Below are 16,277 nucleotides of genomic sequence, written 5' to 3'. Positions count from 1 at the left end.
GAATGCACCATGATCGACTGGGATGACGTTCGCTACTTTCTCGCCGCCGCGCAAGGAGGCTCAGTGCGGGCCGCCGCCAAACGTCTCGGAGTGAACCACGCGACCGTGCTGCGACGCATCGCCCAGCTCGAGGACCGCCTCGGGGCGCAGATGTTCGAAAAGCTGCCTTCGGGCTACCGCTTAACAGCTGCGGGCGAGGAGGTCCTCGAGTTCGCGGACCAGATGCAAGCGTCGTCGCACCAGCTGGAAACGCGCGTCTTGGGGCGCGATCAAAGCGTGCGCGGGCTTCTGCGGGTGACGCTGCCGGCGCCCCTCGCAGCACACCTGCTAATGCCGAACTTCGCGGATTTCGTACGCCTGCATCCGGACATCGAGATGGAAATCCTGTCGTCCGGCGAGCTGGCAAATCTGACCAACCGAGAGGCCGACGTGGCGATCCGTGTCGTCTATGACCGCGAAGCCTTGCCGCTCAATCTTCACGGTCTGAAGGGACCGGAGCTGTACGGCGGCTTCTACATGTCCGGCGATCGACTGGCCGAGTGGCAGGCGGGCGGGCCGGATCCCAGGTGGATCGCCATAAGTGGTCATGGAGTACCGGACTGGACCCGCCAGGGAGAACTTCGCACGACTGGGACTCCGTTCCGGACTATGGATTTCGAAGCGCAGATCGCGGCGGTCCGGCAAGGTATAGGCATCACGACGCTCCCGTGTTTCGTCGGAGATGCCGATCCCTTATTGGAGAGGGTGCCAGGTACCAACCTACACCTGTATGGACCGATCTGGGTTCTCACTCAGGGGGAGACACGCAAGACGAAGCGCGTGCGGCTCTTCACCGAGTTCGTATCCCGCAGACTCGCCGCCTACGCCCCACTTTTAGCGGGGCTGTCCATATCGCGCGACTGACGCGCAGTAGATCGCGGCGACGCTTGCCGGGTCTTGCTCGTTTAGGGGAAGAATGGGGGTAAATGCGGGAACGTCGGCTTCTGTCGCAAACCGACGTGCAACGGTGCAAGCGGGAATGGCTGCAAAGTCCAAGCTGAAAACGTGAGTGTACCGCTTCTCAGGCCGCATGCGGAACGGCCGGTTTCGGGATCGCCGTGCACACTCCTGACCGACGACAACAACGGGGCTCGAAGCAGACCCGCCTTTGTGCACGCTATTCTACGCCAGAGCACTCCCGCCAATGGAAGCGGCTTTACACCATCCTGAAGCGGGCGCAGATCGATCCTGTAGGAAAGAAATGGAGTAGGCGAATTCAATGGAAGTGAAAGACGGATGGGAGCGGCAATTAAGCGGAGGCGAAAAGCACCGCCGAAACTACGCTATTGCCGCCGTTTTTATCCCTCACTCCCACTCGATTGTGCCGGGCGGCTTGCTGGTCACGTCGTAGACGACGCGGTTGATGCCGCGCACCTCGTTGATGATGCGGGTGGCGGCGGCGCCCAGGAACGCCATGTCGTAGTGGTAGAAATCCGCGGTCATGCCGTCGACCGAGGTGACGGCGCGCAGCGCGCAGACGAATTCATAGGTGCGGCCATCGCCCATCACGCCGACTGTCTGCACCGGCAGCAGCACAACGAAAGCCTGCCAGATGGCGTCGTAGAGGCCGGCCTTGCGGATCTCGTCGAGATAGATGGCGTCGGCCTCGCGCAGTATCTCCAGCTTTTCGCGAGAGATGCCGCCCGGGCAGCGGATGGCGAGACCGGGACCTGGAAACGGATGCCGGCCGATGAAGCTTTCGGGCAGGCCGAGCTCCTTGCCGAGCGCCCTCACCTCGTCCTTGAACAGTTCGCGCAGCGGCTCGACGAGCTGCATGTTCATGCGCTCGGGCAGGCCGCCGACATTGTGGTGCGACTTGATCGTCACCGAGGGGCCGCCGGTGAAGGAGACGCTTTCGATGACATCGGGATAGAGCGTGCCCTGCGCCAGGAAATCGGCGCCGCCGAGTTTCTCGGCCTCTTCCTCGAACACCTCGATGAACAGCCGGCCGATGGTCTTGCGCTTCTTTTCCGGGTCCGACTCGCCTTCGAGCGCGCCGATAAAACGGTCCGAAGCGTCGACAAGGATGAGCGGCAGATTGTAGTGCTGGCGAAACATCTCCACCACGCCAGCAGCCTCGTCCTTGCGCATCAGCCCGTGGTCGACGAGGATACAGGTAAGCTGATCGCCGACCGCCTCGTGGATCAGGAGTGCTGCGACCGAGGAATCGACGCCGCCCGAAAGCGCGCAGATGACCTTGCCCTTGCCGACCTGCTTACGGATCGTCTCGACCGCGTGCTCGCGGTAGGCGCGCATGGTCCAGTCGCCTTCGATGCCGGCGATCTTGTGGACGAAGTTTTGGAGCAGCCGGGCGCCGTCCGGCGTGTGCACCACTTCGGGGTGGAACATGATGCCGTACATCTTGCGCTCGATATTGCCGAAGATGGCGAAGGGCGAGCCTTCCGATTTTCCGAACACCTCGAAGCCCTTGGGCAAGGAGATGACGCGGTCGCCGTGGCTCATCCACACCTGATGGCGCTGGCCGGGCGCCCACAGGCCCTCGAACAGCGGGCTGTCCTTCTGGATCTCGACGAAGGCGCGACCGAATTCGCGATGGTCGGAGCTTTCGGCGACGCCGCCCATCTGCACGCACATGGCCATCTGGCCATAGCAGATGCCGAGCACCGGCACACCGGCATCGAAGACGATCTGCGGCGCGCGCGGGCTGCCGATGTCGCCGGTCGAGGCCGGGCCGCCGGACAGGATCACCGCCTTCGGCTTGATGCGCTTGAACGCCGCTTCGGCCGACTGGAACGGCACGATCTCGGAAAACACGCCGGCCTCGCGGATGCGCCTGGCGATGAGCTGCGTAAACTGGCTGCCGAAATCGACAATCAGGACGGTGTCGGGATGATTGGCTATCTTCATGGCGAGCGTTTAGAGAAAGAAACGAGTCGGCGCAATGGGCTGAGAGGCGGCTCTCAATCCGATTTCGCGTCCTCATGCGATGGTCCGAATTCCAGCGCGCCGGACCCGATCGCCTGTTCGAGCCGCATGACCGCATCCGCCAGCTTCTCGTCGATGACGTGGAGATACTCCTTCCAGTCGCCGACATGCCTGAGATCGGCCGCCCCGTCGGAAATGCCGCGCAGGCCGACGAGTGGCACGCCGAACAGTTGGCAGGCACGCAGGCAGGCGAAGGTCTCCATGTCGACCATGTCCTGCGCAATCGCATCGTAGGCGCTGCCGGAAATGATCGCCGCGCCGGTCGACAGCGTCGCCTGTCTTATATCAGGAATCCTGAACGGCAGCGGCACGGTCACCGGCAGGTCGAGAAACGGCGTCGCGCCCTTCTCGAAACCCAATGGCGAGGCGTCGATGTCGCGGTAGGCGACCGAAACGGCCTGATAGATTTCCGCCTGCTCCAGCGTCCGGCTGCCCGCCGAACCGAGCGACACGACGAGGTCCGGCAGCGCCTTTTCAGACTTCAGCCATGACAGTTCGGCACCCAGCCTGACGCCGGCCTCGACCGGCCCCACTCCTGTCATGACAGGCGTGAAAAGCCGCTGCAGATGCGGACCGTATTCGGCCTGCGCCGCCATCACGAAGAGGACGTCCCTACCCGCAATCCTGACAGCCTTGCGCATCGGATCAGCCTTCGATGCCATCGCGACCGACCACCGTCATCATCGTTCCGGTCATAGTGGCGATCAGCTTGGCCTCGCCGTCGACAGCGAAGGCATAGGCCTGGCCGTCGGCGACGATGATGGTGCGGCCGGGCTTTGTCACCGAGCCGCGGAACAGGAAGCGCTCGCCCCGGCCCGGCGCCAGCAGGTTGACCTTGAACTCGATGGTCAGCACGCCGGAGTTCTCCGGCATCAGCGAGAATGCCGCATAGCCGCAGGCCGAGTCCAGCGCCGTCGAAATGACGCCGGCATGGAGGAAGCCATGCTGCTGGGTCAGCGCCGTCGAATAGGGCATCTCGATCTCGATGATGCCGGGCGTCACCAGCGTCAGCTCGGCGCCGATGGTCATCATGGCGTTCTGCCGCGCGAAGGACGTCCTGACGCGATCCTCATAGTCGGGGGCGGGTACGATCTTTGCAGCCATGGCTTGTCGCGCTCCTGTCTGAAAAGCTTATTGCAGAGGCATGAGCGGCAGGCAATCGCTATTGCTGCACTGCAACAATCAAGTCCGCTGGCAAGGTTCAGCCGCCCTTGCGCAGCGCGCAGAAATAAAACCCATCGGTACCGCTCAGCGCCGGCGACAGCGAAATGCCGCCTGCGGCCCCGATACGCGCGGCCGCCTCGTGGCCCGGAAAGCGGCTGTCCCAGAGCTGGCGGTGATCGACTGGAATAAAGTCGCTGTTGCGATCCTGGAAGGCTACGACCTGTTCTCCATTCTCCTCGTCGAACACCGAGCAGGTGATATAGACCAGCAGCCCGCCCGGTTTGACGAAGGCGTTGGCCGCGTCGAGGATCGCCGATTGCTCGCCTTTGCGTGCATCGAGCTGTCTCTGCGTCAGCCGCCATTTGGCATCGGGCCGGCGCCGCCAGGTGCCGCTGCCGGTGCACGGTGCGTCGACCAGGACGATATCCATGTGGCCCGAGAGGGTGCTGAGCTCCGTCGGCTTGGTGACGATTTGCACGTTGCGGTTTTCCGAGCGGCGGATGCGGTCGAAGATCGGCGCCAGCCGCGCCTTTTCGGCATCATGGGCAAACACCTGGCCACGATTGTCCATCGCCGCCGACAGTGCCAGCGTCTTGCCGCCGGCGCCGGCGCAAAAGTCGAGGACCTGCATCCCAGCCTCCGCGCCAGCCAGCGTGGCGGCGATCTGCGAGCCTTCGTCCTGAACCTCGAACCAGCCTTTCTGGAAGGCCGGTTCCGCCTGCACGTTCGGATGCCTGCCGTCGCCCGCAATCGGCGGGATGCGGATGCCGTGCGGCGCGATCCGTGCAGGCTTGGCATCGGTCCCGGTCAGTTCGGCGAGCACCTTGCTGCGATCGGCCCGCAGTGTGTTGACCCTGAGGTCGAGCGGCGGACGCGTCGCAAGTGCAGCGCCTTCATCGACCCAGCTGGCGCCGAAGGCCCGTTCGAAAAGCGGTTCGCACCAGTCCGGAATGTCGGCGCGCACCGCGGGCGGCGCATCGGCAAGCCTACTATCGGCGACCGCCTTCAGCTCGTCGGCGCTGAGCAGCGGCGGCGCGAATTTGTCGCCGTCGAGCGCTTCGTTCAGCGACTGCGCGGTCTGGTTCCATTCGAGCAGCAGCGCGCCGAAGCCGATGGCGCGCGGCGTGTCCTCGCCCAGCAAAAAGCCGGCCGAGCGCTTCCGGCGCAGCGCGTCATAGACGATGTTGCCGATCGCAGCGCGATCGCCGCCGCCGGCGAAGCGATGCGACAGGCCCCAGTCCTTCAGCGCATCGGCGACCGGTCGGTGCCGCCGGCCGATATCCTCCAGCACTTCGATGGCCGCCGCCAGCCGTCCGCCCAGTCGCATCTTCTTATTCCGTTATTCAGCAAATTACTTCCGCCCTGCTCTAAAGCGCGCGACTGGCGCACACAAGCGGGGAGAGCCTCGGACACCAGATCGAGCGCAGATATGTCGGCACCCACAGCTCTAGCGCACGACCCCGAAAATCGGAATCGATTTTTCGGTAAGGGATCATGCGCAAAATCAAAGTGCTACAGCGTCCTTTGCGCGTCCCAATGGACGCGCGGCGCTGTAGTCGGCGCAATGCTTGTGCTTCCAAACTTTTGAAGTTGCGATACTCTTTCGCTGCGTGATTCGCCAAGAACTGCAAGCGGATCGGCGGGAAAATTACGAGGAGAGGGCAATGAAGACTTATCTGGCGGAAGTTCTAGGAACATTTCTACTGGTGTTCATCGGCACGGCTTCGGTGGTGACGGGCGGCTTCGGCGGCGCGCTGCCGCTCGGCCAGGAAGGCATCGGTCTTGCATTCGGCATCGGCTTGATTGCGGCTGCCTATGCGATCGGCCCGATCTCGGGCGCGCATCTCAACCCGGCGGTGACGCTCGGCGTGTTCCTTGCCGGCCGAATGCAGGCCAAGGACGTCATCCCCTATTGGATTGCGCAGATCATCGGCGCCATCATCGCGTCGCTGGCGCTGTGGATCATCGTCTCCGGACAGGTCGGCGGACACACCGGCGGCTTCGGCGCCAATGGCTGGGATGCGACGAAATGGGGCGTCAGCTCGGCGTTCCTGTGGGAGCTGATCGGAACCTTCACCTTCGTGACGGTGATCCTCGGCGTCACCAGCGGCAGCCACACGACAGCCTTTGCCGGCCTTGTCATCGGCCTGACGCTGGCGGGGCTGCACTTCGCCATCATCCCGGTGACCGGCACGTCGCTCAATCCGGCCCGCTCGATCGGCCCGGCGCTGTTTTCAGGAAGTGTCGCGATTGGCCAGCTCTGGCTGTTCATTGTCGCACCGCTGATCGGCGGCGCCATCGCCGGCGTGGTCGCCAAGACCCGCATCTTCGAGAAAGACTGATTTTCGAAGGCTTCAATACAAAAAGGCGCGGGTCAAGGCCCGCGCCTTTTTGTTAAATTAGAGAATCACTTGCCGCCTCAGCCCCGGGCAAGATCGAAGCGGTCGGCGTTCATCACCTTGGTCCAGGCCGCGACGAAATCCCTAACGAACTTCTGCCCGGCGTCCGCCGACCCGTAGACCTCGGCAAGCGCACGCAACTGCGCGTGCGAGCCGAAGATCAGATCTGCGCGGGTGCCGGTCCACTTGACCGCCTTGGTCTTGCGGTCGCGCGCTTCGTAGACTTCATCGGAGCCGGCGGCCGGATCCCAGACCGTGTTCATGCTGAGCAGGTTGACGAAGAAATCGTTGGTCAACGTGCCCGGCCTGTCGGTGAACACCCCGTGCTTCGACTTGCCGGTGTTGGCGCCGAGCACCCGCAACCCGCCGACGAGCACCGTCATCTCGGGCGCCGTCAAGGTCAGCAGCTGCGCCCGATCGACCAGCATCGCTTCGACCGACATCGGCTGCTTGCCCCTGACATAATTGCGGAAGCCATCGACTTTTGGCTCGATCGCGGCAAAGGACTGGACGTCCGTCAGCTCTTGCGAGGCGTCCATGCGGCCTGGCGTGAAAGGCACCTCCACGTCATGGCCACCGTCCTTGGCGGCCTTCTCGATCGCGGCGACGCCGCCGAGAACGATCATGTCGGCAAGCGAGACCTTCTTGTCGCCCGTCTGCCCGGCGTTGAACTCGCTCTGGACGCCTTGGAGCTGCGCAAGCACCTTCGACAGTTCGGTCGGCTGATTGACTTCCCAGTCCTTCTGCGGCGCCAGACGGATGCGTGCGCCGTTGGCGCCGCCGCGCTTGTCGGAACCGCGGAACGTCGAGGCCGAGGCCCAGGCGGTCGAGACCAGTTCGGAAACGGACAGGCCAGAGGTCAGTATCTTCGCCTTCAGCGAGGCGATGTCCTGCTCGCTGATCAGTTCGTGATCGACGGCCGGGATAGGGTCCTGCCAGATCAGCTCTTCCTTCGGCACGAGCGGGCCGAGATAGCGGACAACCGGCCCCATGTCGCGATGGGTCAGCTTGAACCAGGCGCGGGCGAAGGCATCGGCGAACTGATCCGGATTCTCGTGGAAACGCCGCGAGATCTTCTCATAGGCCGGGTCGACCCGCAGCGCGAGGTCGGTGGTCAGCATCGCCGGCGCGCGGCGCTTCGACGGATCGTGCGCGTCCGGCACCGAGCCTGTACCGGCGCCGCCCTTCGGCGTCCATTGATGGGCGCCAGCCGGGCTCTTGGTCAGTTCCCATTCGTAGTTGAACAGATTATCGAAGAAGTTGTTGCTCCATTTGGTCGGCGTCGTGGTCCAGGTCACTTCGAGGCCCGAGGTGATGGCGTCGCCGGCAATGCCGGTGGCGTGCTTGCTCGACCAGCCGAGGCCCTGCGCCTCGATGCCGGCGCCTTCCGGCTCCGGCCCCACCAGCGATGCATCGCCGGCGCCGTGGGTCTTGCCGAAGGTGTGACCGCCGGCGATGAGCGCCACGGTTTCCTCGTCGTTCATAGCCATGCGTGCGAAGGTTTCACGGATGTCGCGTGCCGAGGCCAACGGATCGGGCGTGCCATTCGGCCCTTCCGGGTTGACGTAGATCAGCCCCATCTGCACGGCGCCGAGATGGCCCCGAAGTTCGCGGTCGCCGGAATAACGCTCGTCGCCGAGCCACTTGGTTTCCGACCCCCAGTCCACGTCCTGCTCGGGCTCCCAGACATCGGCGCGCCCGCCGGCGAAGCCGAACGTCTTGAAGCCCATCGATTCCAGCGCGACGTTGCCGGTGAGGATCAACAGATCGGCCCAGGAGATCTTCCTGCCGTATTTCTGCTTGATCGGCCACAGCAGCCGGCGTGCCTTGTCGAGATTGGCGTTGTCCGGCCAGCTGTTGAGCGGCGCGAAACGCTGCTGGCCGGCGCCGGCGCCGCCACGGCCATCGCCTATGCGATAGGTGCCGGCGCTGTGCCAGGCCATGCGGATGAAGAGCGGGCCGTAATGGCCGAAATCGGCCGGCCACCAATCTTGCGAATCGGTCATCACCTGGTGCAGGTCCTTGATCACCGCATCGAGATCGAGGCTCTTGAATTCCTCGGCGTAGTCGAAGTTCTCGCCCATCGGATCCGAGAGGCTCGACTGCTGGTGGAGAACGGCAAGGTCAAGCTGGTTTGGCCACCAGTCACGGTTGGTCCTGCCGGCCGATCCATGCGCGACCGGGCATTTTCCCGCGCTCTTGTCATCGGTCTTTGCGTCCATCGTTCTCTCCGATTTGTTGATTTCCGGGATTTGTTGATTTTCCGGACGGGCCTTGAGCCACGCCATTCTGGAATGGTTCCAGACTAGGCCGCATTGCCGATAAAAACAAATTGCCTTTCCTGTTTGTCGCGATAGGTTTTCCTTATGATTGGTCTCACTGTCCGGCAGATGCAATATTTCGAGGCGCTGGCGCAGACGCTGCATTTCGGCCGCGCCGCGAAGCTCGCCGGCGTCAGCCAGCCGGCGCTGTCTTCGCAGATCGCCGAGATGGAGCTGCGGCTCAACTGCCGGCTGTTCGAGCGCGGCGGCAAATCGGTTCGGATGACCGACGAGGCGCAGGCCATGCTGCCGCGCATCGAGCGTATTCTTGCCGATATCCGCGAGATCGAGACCACGGCCCGGCGCGGGCGTCCCGCCATGGAAGGACGCTTCCGGCTCGGCATAATCCCGACGGTGGCGCCCTATCTCCTGCCGCATGTGCTGCCGGAGCTGAGACGGCATTTTCCGGCCTTGCAGCTCGAATTGCGCGAAGCGGTGACCGCATCGCTGGTCGAGGACACCGCTTTGGGAAAGCTCGACGCCTTCATCGCGGCCCTTCCCCTCGATCAGCCCGGGCTGATCACCGAGGCGCTTTTCTCCGACCGGTTCTTCCTTGCCGTGCCGGCCGGCGATCCCGCCTTCGCCTCGCCGCCGGTTCCGCCGGAAAGCCCGGCGCTGGAAAGGCTGATGCTGCTGGAGGAAGGCCATTGCCTGCGCGAACAGGCGCTTGCCGTCTGCGGCAGCGTGCGGCCGGTGGCAATGGCAAGCTATGGCGCGACCAGCCTGACGACATTGCTGCAGATGGTGGCGCACGGGCTCGGCGTCACGCTCATCCCGGAAATGGCGGCAGGACCGGCCAGCACTATCCCCGATTTGAAGATCGTGCCTTTCCAGGAGCCAATGCCGCAGCGCACGATCTGCCTCGCCTGGCGGCGCAACAAGGTACGCCACGACGAGTGTGTGGAGCTGGCGAAGATTGTTCGCGGGCTGGATGCGGCGGTGCTGGCGGCCTGAGGCGAGACGCACTGTATTATCTGGCGGAAAGTCTGCTGGCCCATCGCTGCACCCGTTCGGCCTGAGAAAACCCCAACTTCAATCAAATCCCCGTGAATTGCGCCGAACGGCCGGAACCGCCGACGCGCATCCCGCATTGGTTTTCCGGAGGAGTCTGCGTTCCAGAAGGGAGCAGTATCATGGCTTACCGTGATTACATCCACACACCAGTGACGCCGCGCGACATCCGATGGGGACTCCAGCAGGGGGCCGTTGCGGGCATTGTCGCCGGCCTCGTCTTTGCGGCGTTCGAGATGACGGCGAGTGCGTTCATGATGGGGGCGGAAGCGTTTTTCATGCCCCTGCGCATGATCGGCGCCATCGCGCTTGGACCGGAAGCTCTCGATCCCGGCTATTCGCTCCTGACGGCCAGCATTGCCGGCGTGATCGTGCATCTGATCCTGGCCATCATCTACGGTATCGTGTTCGGGGAGATTGCCTCAATGCTGCGAGGATCCGCCGCCTTCATTGGTCTCGGCAGCGTCTTTGGCCTCGCCTTGTGGCTCGTCAATTTCTATGTGATCGCGCCGATCGCATTCCCGTGGTTCCTGGAAGCAAGCCCGGTCCTGCAGTTCGTTGCCCACACATTCTTCTTCGGCACCGTCCTCGGCTGGTTCCTGTGGAAATCGCACGAGAGAAGCGGGCTCGAAGGACCGGCGGTTTAGACTTTGCCAACACCGACCTGGCGCCGTCGGATTGAAAGCGGAATGACAGCGGTGGTCACCGGCGCCTCTGCTCGCCCGCCACAAACGCGCTCAGCCAGTTGACAGCGGAAATCGAAAGCAAGGGTAGCGAGGGCCTCGCCGTCGCCGCCGATGTTTCCGACGCACTCAAGGTATTCGCAGCGGCCGATAGATCGAGTCAGTACTGGGAGGCCGACCGACGGGCAACCGCTCAATGTCATGTCCGGCGATCTGGGTCATGTCCGACGATCTGGGTCATGTCCGACGATCTGGCGCTGAAAACAGCGGACGGCTGGCTGCTTTACAACGATCAGGCTTTCACGCATTTCGACTATCTCAAGCGGCAACAAGTTCGATCCCTCTTACCGCGACTGACGGACCACCAGACCGACGAGCATGGAGAGCTAAAAGTGACGAAAGTTGAGGTATTGTTCTTCGACGTCTTGGGAACCGTTGTCGATTGGCGCGGCAGCATAGCGGCGGAGGCGAGTTCGTTTCTTAAGCGCCATGACGCCCTGCATATCGATGCCGGTGCTTTTGCCGATGCTTGGGTTGGACGCTATGACCCATCGGTTGAAGCCGTCCGGTGTGGTCAGCGGCCCTTTGTCCCGCTCGATCTGCTCAATATGGAGAACCTGGAAGCGTGCCTGAAGGGGTTCGGGCTGACGCCATCGGCTTTTCCGAGCGCCGAACTGGAAGACCTCAATCTGGCCTGGCACCGCCTCAAGCCGTGGCCGGATTCGGTGGAGGGCCTCTCCAGATTGAAGGAACGCTTCATCGTCGCACCGCTGTCCGATGGGAACACCCGACTTCTGGTGGACATGGCAAAACATGCCAGGCTGCCATGGGATACGATCCTCGGCGCTGATATCTCCGAGGCCTATAAGCCGATGCCACAGGTGTATCTTCGTGCCTGTGAGCTGCTGGGCGTGGAGCCGGACAGGGCGATGCTGGTTGCCGCCCACGACTACGACCTGGATGCCGCGCGTCGATGCGGATTGAAGACGGCGTATGTCGTCCGCTCAAATGCGCACGACCCGTCGAAGGCTGCCGCCATCGAGCCGCTCGATGGTTGGGAATACATGGCAAATGACTTGATCGAACTCGCTGCGATTCTGAAGTAGGTTGCGAGGGCGCGCTCCGGCAGCCGGTAGCAAGCAGTCGTCGCCGTCGCCAGTCCGAGCTCTTCGACCATCGCATTGCGCATCGAGGGTGCTCGTATGAGAACGGGCAACATATTGCTCAACTCCCCATTACATTTGGGTTGTTGAGGGCTCCTGCAGGCCCGGCTAAACCTCATGCATCCAGGGTGCATAGGAGATGCCGACGATCGCTCCTTCAATTGTTTGGAGTCGGGCGACGGTCTGGCCCCAAGGTTCGGTGCGTACGCCATGGAGCAGGTCATACCCTTTTTCCTGAAGCTCCTGCGCGGCGGCAGCGACGCCGTCCAAGTCCTCGACTTCGAACTCGATACAGGCTTGCGGTAACGGCCGATCCGCCGGCCACTCGCGTGTGCCAAAGCACGCTTCGGCAGCCTGCGAGAGCGGCCATACGCCAAAATGCTTGCTGCCGCCGACGCTCTCGCTGAAGTAGTACTCATCGCCCTCGTGGCGCTTGAGCGGCAAGCCCAGCACGTCGATGAAGAGCTTGCGGCTCTCGGCTGGATCCGGCGCAACGATGGCCATACTCGAAATGAACAAGACCTTCATTTTGGACACTCCATCCTGACGGCAATTCTATTGCTGATTTGGCCAGATCGCGGTGACCGAACCCCGCCTTGGAATCGTGGGCGCGTAACGGCCGCTTGTGGCGCGACGCGGCACCCCGCTCCTTTACGCCGTCTTCGCCGCCACCAGCCCCAACTCCTCGACCATCGCCTTGCGCATGAGAAATTTCTGCGGCTTGCCGGTCACCGTCATCGGCAATTCGGTGCGGAAGCGGATGTGGCGCGGGATCTTGTAGTGGGCGATCTGGTCCGTACAGAAGGCCTTGATCTCCTGCTCGGTGGCGATCTGGCCGGGCTTGAGCACGATCCAGGCGCAAAGCTCCTCGCCATATTTCGGGTCGGGAATTCCGAACACCTGCACTTCCCTGACCTTGGGATGGCGATAGAGGAATTCCTCGACCTCTCGCGGATAGACGTTCTCGCCGCCGCGGATGACCATGTCCTTGACCCGGCCGACGATGTTGCAATAGCCCTCGGCATCGATGGTGGCGAGGTCGCCTGTGTGCATCCAGCCATCGGCGTCGATCGCCTCGCGGGTCTTTTCGTCGTCGTCCCAATAGCCCTTCATCACGGAATAGCCGCGCGTGCAGAGTTCGCCCGGCGCGCCGACTGCAACGGTGGCGCCGTCGGCATCGATGGCCTTGACCTCGACATGGGGGTGGACGCGCCCGACCGTCGAGACGCGCCTTTCCAGAGGGTCGTCGACGCTGCTCTGGAACGAGACCGGGCTGGTCTCGGTCATGCCATAGGCGATGGTTACCTCCGCCATGTGCATCATCGACACCACCTTCTTCATCACCTCGATCGGGCACGGCGAGCCGGCCATGATACCAGTGCGCAGGCTGGTGAGATCGAACGCCTCGAAATCCGGATGGTCGAGCAGGCCGACAAACATGGTCGGCACGCCGTAAAGACCGGTGCAGCGTTCGCCCGCCACCGCTTTCAGTGTGGCGCCGGCATCGAACCCCTCGCCTGGGAAAACCATGGCGGCGCCCTTGGTGACGCAGCCGACCGTGCCCATCGACATGCCGAAGCAGTGATAGAGCGGCACCGGGATGCACAGCCGGTCGTCGGCGGTCAGCCTGATCGCCGAGGTGACGAAATTGCCGTTGTTGACGATGTTGTTGTGGGTCAGCGTCGCGCCCTTGGGCGCGCCTGTCGTGCCCGAGGTGAACTGGATGTTGATGGCGTCGCCGGGCTTCAGCCCCTCGGAGATCCGGTCGAGGCTGTCATGCTCGTCGCGCCCGGCCATCGCCAGCACATCGGCGAAATTGAACATGCCGGGCGAATTCTCCTCGCCCATGCGGATGACGATCTTCAGCGCCGGCAATTTCTTCGCGTCGAGCTTGCCGGGCGTCGCTGTCGCGATCTCCGGCGCCAGTGTCTCGATCATACCGAGATAGTCGGAGCTCTTGAATTCGGCTGATGTGACCAGCGCCTTGCAGCCGACCTTGTTCAGCGCATAGTCCAGCTCGACCAGCCGATAGGCTGGGTTGATGTTGACCAGGATAAGGCCGATGCGCGCGGTGGCGAACTGCGTCACCAGCCATTCCCAGCGGTTGGGTGACCAGATGCCGACCCTGTCGCCTTTTGCCAGGCCGAGCGCCAGGAAGCCGGCGGCCAGCGCGTCCACCGTGTCTGAAAGCTCGCTCCAGGTGAAGCGCTTGTCCTGCTCGACGAAGACGGCGGCATCGAGCGTGCCGTATTTGCTGACGGTGTCAGAAAGCAACGCCGGGATCGTCTGCTGCAGCAGCGGCACGGTGCGCTCGCCCGACACATGCGCCCTGCCGTCTACCGGCGCGACAAACGAGGCGCCATTGCGCGGGCGGCGGCTGCGCAGATTGGTGGCATTCTTCAACTCGTCGAGATTGATCGGCATCGCCGTCTCCTCCGCAGGCGACCGAGTCTATCAGCCTGCCGGGGTGGTGGAAATCCCGTCGATGGTATGGCCGGAGCTTCGAAGTCAGGTCGCGCCGCCAAGTCGGTTCGGAGTCCGGTGAGGATAGCTCCGGAAACAAAAAACCCGCCTCGACGGCGGGTGGCGGCGCAAATCAGCACCATGCGGAGTTTGGTAGCATAAGTGCCGGCACAAAGCAAGAGCAAATATGCTCTGCCCCAGGACGATCCTTCCCACCCCTCTGCCGCAGCTCCCCACAAGGGGAAGAGATTTACGCCACCGAAGCCATCTTCGCGGCGATGTCGCGCAACACTGCTTCATCCGCAGCCGCACGCGTCTTCCTCGATGAAACAAGGCAGGCCTGCGAGCGCAGGATGACGCCGTCGGCCAGCACCTTCAGATGGTTGGCGCGCAGCGTCGAGCCTGATGTGGTGATGTCGACGACGACATCGGCCAATCCCGCCGCCGGCGCGCCTTCGGTGGCGCCCAGGCTTTCGACGATGCGATAGACCTGGATGCCGTGCTTTTGCGAAAAGAATTGCTGGGTCAGCCGCCAGTATTTGGTGGCGATCCTGAGCCGCCTGCCGTGGCGCTGGCGGAAATCGGCGGCGACGTCGTCGAGATCGGCCATCGTGTCGACATCGAGCCAGATGTCGGGCACCGCCACCACGACATCGGCGTTGCCGAAGCCGAGGCGGGCGACGATTTCGGCGCGCGCCTCCCAGTCGGCGAGGCTTTCGCGCAACAAATCCTCGCCGGTGATGCCAAGATCGACCGAGCCCTGGCCGATCTCGCCTGCGATTTCGGACGCCGACAGGAACGCCACCTCGACGGCTTCCTCGCCTTCGATACGGGCGCGGTATTTGCGCTCGTCACCGGGCAGGCTGACGGCGAGCCCGGCCTGAGCCAGCATCTCCAGCGCCTGCTCCTTCAGCCGACCTTTCGACGGGATCGCCAGCGTGATCATTGCGCCGGCTCCCGCAACGCTTCGATGCGGTCGAGCCAGACGGAAAAGCCGACGCCGGGGATCGGCGTTTTCGCGCCGAGCAGTGTCAGCAGCCGGTCATAGCGGCCGCCGCCGGCCAGCGGCCGGTCGCCGTCTTCCGCCGCGATCTCGAACACCAGACCGGTGTAGTAGTCGAGCGGGCGGCCGAAGGCGGCATCGTAGCGGATTTTTTTGACTGGCAGGCCATGCGCTTCGATCGCCTTGGCGCGGGCCGCGAAACTGTCCAGCGCCGCTCCCAGCGAGAGACCAGAACCGGCCGCGAAGGTTTCGAGCGCTTTTGCTGCGCCGTCGAGCGGCACGTCGATCGCCAAAAAAGTCTTCAGCGCCGAAAACGCCTCGTTCGACAGCCGCACGCTGCGTAACGCGGCCTTCTCGATCAAGCGCCGCGCAATGTCGGATGGCGAGCGCCCGGCCGACGCCGACAGGCCCGCCTGCTCCATGCCGCCGGCGATGTGCGACGAAAGCCCTTCCAGATTGCCATCGAGCACGAGGGCAGCGACCGCGCCGGCGAGCTGGCCGTTGCGCGGCGGATTGGCGAGGTCGGCAAGCGCTGCCTCCAGCATCGCCGCCGAACCGAAGGCGCGGGCCAGCCGCATGCGCCAGCCGCGCGGCAGGCCGAGGGCTGCCAGCACCGCTTCGAATATGGTCTGGTCGCCGAGCGTGACCGCCAGAACCTGACCCGGCAGCACCAGGGAAAGCAGCGCATGTGCATCGGCCAGCGAGCGGGCATCGGCTTGCGGCATATCACGATCGCCGAGATCCTCGATGCCGGCCTGGAAAAACTCATTGCCGCCCTCGCGGCGCTGGCGAAACACCTCGCCGAGATAGGAGTAGCGGCGCGGCGTGCCGGCCTGGCTGGCAATGTGGTCGAGGCAAACCGGAATGGTGAATTCGGGCCGCAGGCAAAGCGTCTGGCCGGTTTCGCTTTCGGTGAGAAAAATGCGGCGGCGCAGATCCTCTCCCGCCATGTCAAGGAACGGGTCGGCCGGCTGCAGCACCGCGACTTCCACCGCATGGGTGTTGCGCGCGGCGAAGAGATTGGTGATGTCTGATGCGATGGCGGGGTAGCGGGAGGTCACGAGACGCCACCTTGCCTTCTCCCC

General features: G+C 63.6%; 14 protein-coding genes. 5 read left to right on the top strand and 9 right to left on the bottom strand.

Going from position 1 to position 16,277, the window contains the following annotated elements:
• The first annotated feature begins 9 nt into the window (after nt 1-9).
• Nucleotides 10-903, top strand: a complete 894-nt coding sequence (locus CIT25_RS05720) for a LysR family transcriptional regulator (protein WP_095483592.1) — start codon at nt 10-12, stop codon at nt 901-903.
• A 441-nt stretch (nt 904-1,344) separates the two neighbouring features.
• Here CIT25_RS05720 and guaA read toward each other — a convergent pair whose 3' ends face one another.
• The 4 genes from guaA to CIT25_RS05700 form a co-directional block, all read right to left on the bottom strand.
• Entirely contained in the window at nt 1,345-2,907 is a 1,563-nt protein-coding gene (guaA, locus tag CIT25_RS05715) for a glutamine-hydrolyzing GMP synthase (RefSeq protein WP_095483591.1), read from the bottom strand.
• A 53-nt stretch (nt 2,908-2,960) separates the two neighbouring features.
• Nucleotides 2,961-3,626, bottom strand: coding sequence for a 5'-methylthioadenosine/S-adenosylhomocysteine nucleosidase (locus CIT25_RS05710; RefSeq protein WP_095483986.1), 666 nt, complete (start codon nt 3,624-3,626; stop codon nt 2,961-2,963).
• A gap of 4 nt (nt 3,627-3,630) precedes the next feature.
• Nucleotides 3,631-4,089: a PaaI family thioesterase gene (locus CIT25_RS05705; protein WP_095483590.1), complete on the bottom strand. Its 459-nt coding sequence runs from the start codon at nt 4,087-4,089 to the stop codon at nt 3,631-3,633.
• Nucleotides 4,090-4,186: 97 nt separating this feature from the next.
• Nucleotides 4,187-5,476: an RsmB/NOP family class I SAM-dependent RNA methyltransferase gene (locus tag CIT25_RS05700; protein ID WP_095483589.1), complete on the bottom strand. Its 1,290-nt coding sequence runs from the start codon at nt 5,474-5,476 to the stop codon at nt 4,187-4,189.
• Nucleotides 5,477-5,813: 337 nt separating this feature from the next.
• Between CIT25_RS05700 and CIT25_RS05695 the strand changes: the two genes are divergently transcribed.
• The gene (locus CIT25_RS05695; protein WP_095483588.1) at nt 5,814-6,491 is read left to right on the top strand and encodes an MIP/aquaporin family protein; all 678 of its coding nucleotides are present in this window, start codon (nt 5,814-5,816) and stop codon (nt 6,489-6,491) included.
• Between the two features lie 77 nt (nt 6,492-6,568).
• Here the strand turns inward: CIT25_RS05695 and katG are convergent, their stop codons facing one another.
• Nucleotides 6,569-8,770 (bottom strand): catalase/peroxidase HPI, encoded by a 2,202-nt coding sequence (gene katG, locus CIT25_RS05690; RefSeq protein WP_095483985.1) that lies wholly within the window; start codon nt 8,768-8,770, stop codon nt 6,569-6,571.
• Between the two features lie 144 nt (nt 8,771-8,914).
• Between katG and CIT25_RS05685 the strand changes: the two genes are divergently transcribed.
• From CIT25_RS05685 to CIT25_RS05675, 3 genes are all read left to right on the top strand, one after another.
• Nucleotides 8,915-9,823 (top strand): hydrogen peroxide-inducible genes activator, encoded by a 909-nt coding sequence (locus CIT25_RS05685; RefSeq protein ID WP_095483587.1) that lies wholly within the window; start codon nt 8,915-8,917, stop codon nt 9,821-9,823.
• A gap of 179 nt (nt 9,824-10,002) precedes the next feature.
• Entirely contained in the window at nt 10,003-10,527 is a 525-nt protein-coding gene (locus CIT25_RS05680; protein WP_095483586.1) for a hypothetical protein, read from the top strand.
• A 275-nt stretch (nt 10,528-10,802) separates the two neighbouring features.
• A complete protein-coding gene (locus CIT25_RS05675) occupies nt 10,803-11,669 on the top strand; it encodes a haloacid dehalogenase type II (protein ID WP_095483585.1) in 867 nt (288 codons plus the stop codon).
• Nucleotides 11,670-11,834: 165 nt separating this feature from the next.
• Here the strand turns inward: CIT25_RS05675 and CIT25_RS05670 are convergent, their stop codons facing one another.
• The 4 genes from CIT25_RS05670 to CIT25_RS05655 all read right to left on the bottom strand — a co-directional run bounded on the left by CIT25_RS05670 (nt 11,835) and on the right by CIT25_RS05655 (nt 16,253).
• Nucleotides 11,835-12,254 carry a VOC family protein gene (locus tag CIT25_RS05670; RefSeq protein ID WP_095483584.1) on the bottom strand — a complete coding sequence of 140 codons (420 nt, stop codon included), beginning with the start codon at nt 12,252-12,254 and terminating at the stop codon, nt 11,835-11,837.
• A gap of 123 nt (nt 12,255-12,377) precedes the next feature.
• Nucleotides 12,378-14,150 carry an AMP-binding protein gene (locus CIT25_RS05665; protein ID WP_095483583.1) on the bottom strand — a complete coding sequence of 591 codons (1,773 nt, stop codon included), beginning with the start codon at nt 14,148-14,150 and terminating at the stop codon, nt 12,378-12,380.
• 289 nt (nt 14,151-14,439) lie between these two features.
• Complete coding sequence (gene hisG / locus CIT25_RS05660; protein WP_095483582.1) at nt 14,440-15,135, bottom strand: ATP phosphoribosyltransferase; 696 nt, start codon at nt 15,133-15,135, stop codon at nt 14,440-14,442.
• Complete coding sequence (locus CIT25_RS05655; protein WP_095483581.1) at nt 15,132-16,253, bottom strand: ATP phosphoribosyltransferase regulatory subunit; 1,122 nt, start codon at nt 16,251-16,253, stop codon at nt 15,132-15,134. Before CIT25_RS05655 ends, hisG begins: the two co-directional genes overlap by 4 nt.
• Between the last annotated feature and the right edge of the window lie 24 nt (nt 16,254-16,277).

Origin of the sequence: Mesorhizobium mediterraneum (genome assembly GCF_002284565.1) — a bacterium.
GTDB lineage: Bacteria > Pseudomonadota > Alphaproteobacteria > Rhizobiales > Rhizobiaceae > Mesorhizobium > Mesorhizobium mediterraneum.
The sequence above is the reverse complement of the archived record's forward strand: the minus strand, read 5'-3'. Positions and strand labels throughout refer to the sequence as shown.

Bases quoted from the DNA above. Each gene is read 5' to 3' on its own strand.
- CIT25_RS05685 (WP_095483587.1), top strand. From the start codon at position 8,915: ATGATTGGTCTCACTGTCCGGCAGATGCAATATTTCGAGGCGCTGGCG.
- hisG (WP_095483582.1), bottom strand. From the start codon at position 15,135: ATGATCACGCTGGCGATCCCGTCGAAAGGTCGGCTGAAGGAGCAGGCG.
- guaA (WP_095483591.1), bottom strand. From the start codon at position 2,907: ATGAAGATAGCCAATCATCCCGACACCGTCCTGATTGTCGATTTCGGC.
- katG (WP_095483985.1), bottom strand. From the start codon at position 8,770: ATGGACGCAAAGACCGATGACAAGAGCGCGGGAAAATGCCCGGTCGCG.
- CIT25_RS05720 (WP_095483592.1), top strand. From the start codon at position 10: ATGATCGACTGGGATGACGTTCGCTACTTTCTCGCCGCCGCGCAAGGA.
- CIT25_RS05710 (WP_095483986.1), bottom strand. From the start codon at position 3,626: ATGCGCAAGGCTGTCAGGATTGCGGGTAGGGACGTCCTCTTCGTGATG.
- CIT25_RS05665 (WP_095483583.1), bottom strand. From the start codon at position 14,150: ATGCCGATCAATCTCGACGAGTTGAAGAATGCCACCAATCTGCGCAGC.
- CIT25_RS05700 (WP_095483589.1), bottom strand. From the start codon at position 5,476: ATGCGACTGGGCGGACGGCTGGCGGCGGCCATCGAAGTGCTGGAGGAT.
- CIT25_RS05695 (WP_095483588.1), top strand. From the start codon at position 5,814: ATGAAGACTTATCTGGCGGAAGTTCTAGGAACATTTCTACTGGTGTTC.
- CIT25_RS05680 (WP_095483586.1), top strand. From the start codon at position 10,003: ATGGCTTACCGTGATTACATCCACACACCAGTGACGCCGCGCGACATC.
- CIT25_RS05705 (WP_095483590.1), bottom strand. From the start codon at position 4,089: ATGGCTGCAAAGATCGTACCCGCCCCCGACTATGAGGATCGCGTCAGG.
- CIT25_RS05675 (WP_095483585.1), top strand. From the start codon at position 10,803: ATGTCCGACGATCTGGCGCTGAAAACAGCGGACGGCTGGCTGCTTTAC.
- CIT25_RS05670 (WP_095483584.1), bottom strand. From the start codon at position 12,254: ATGAAGGTCTTGTTCATTTCGAGTATGGCCATCGTTGCGCCGGATCCA.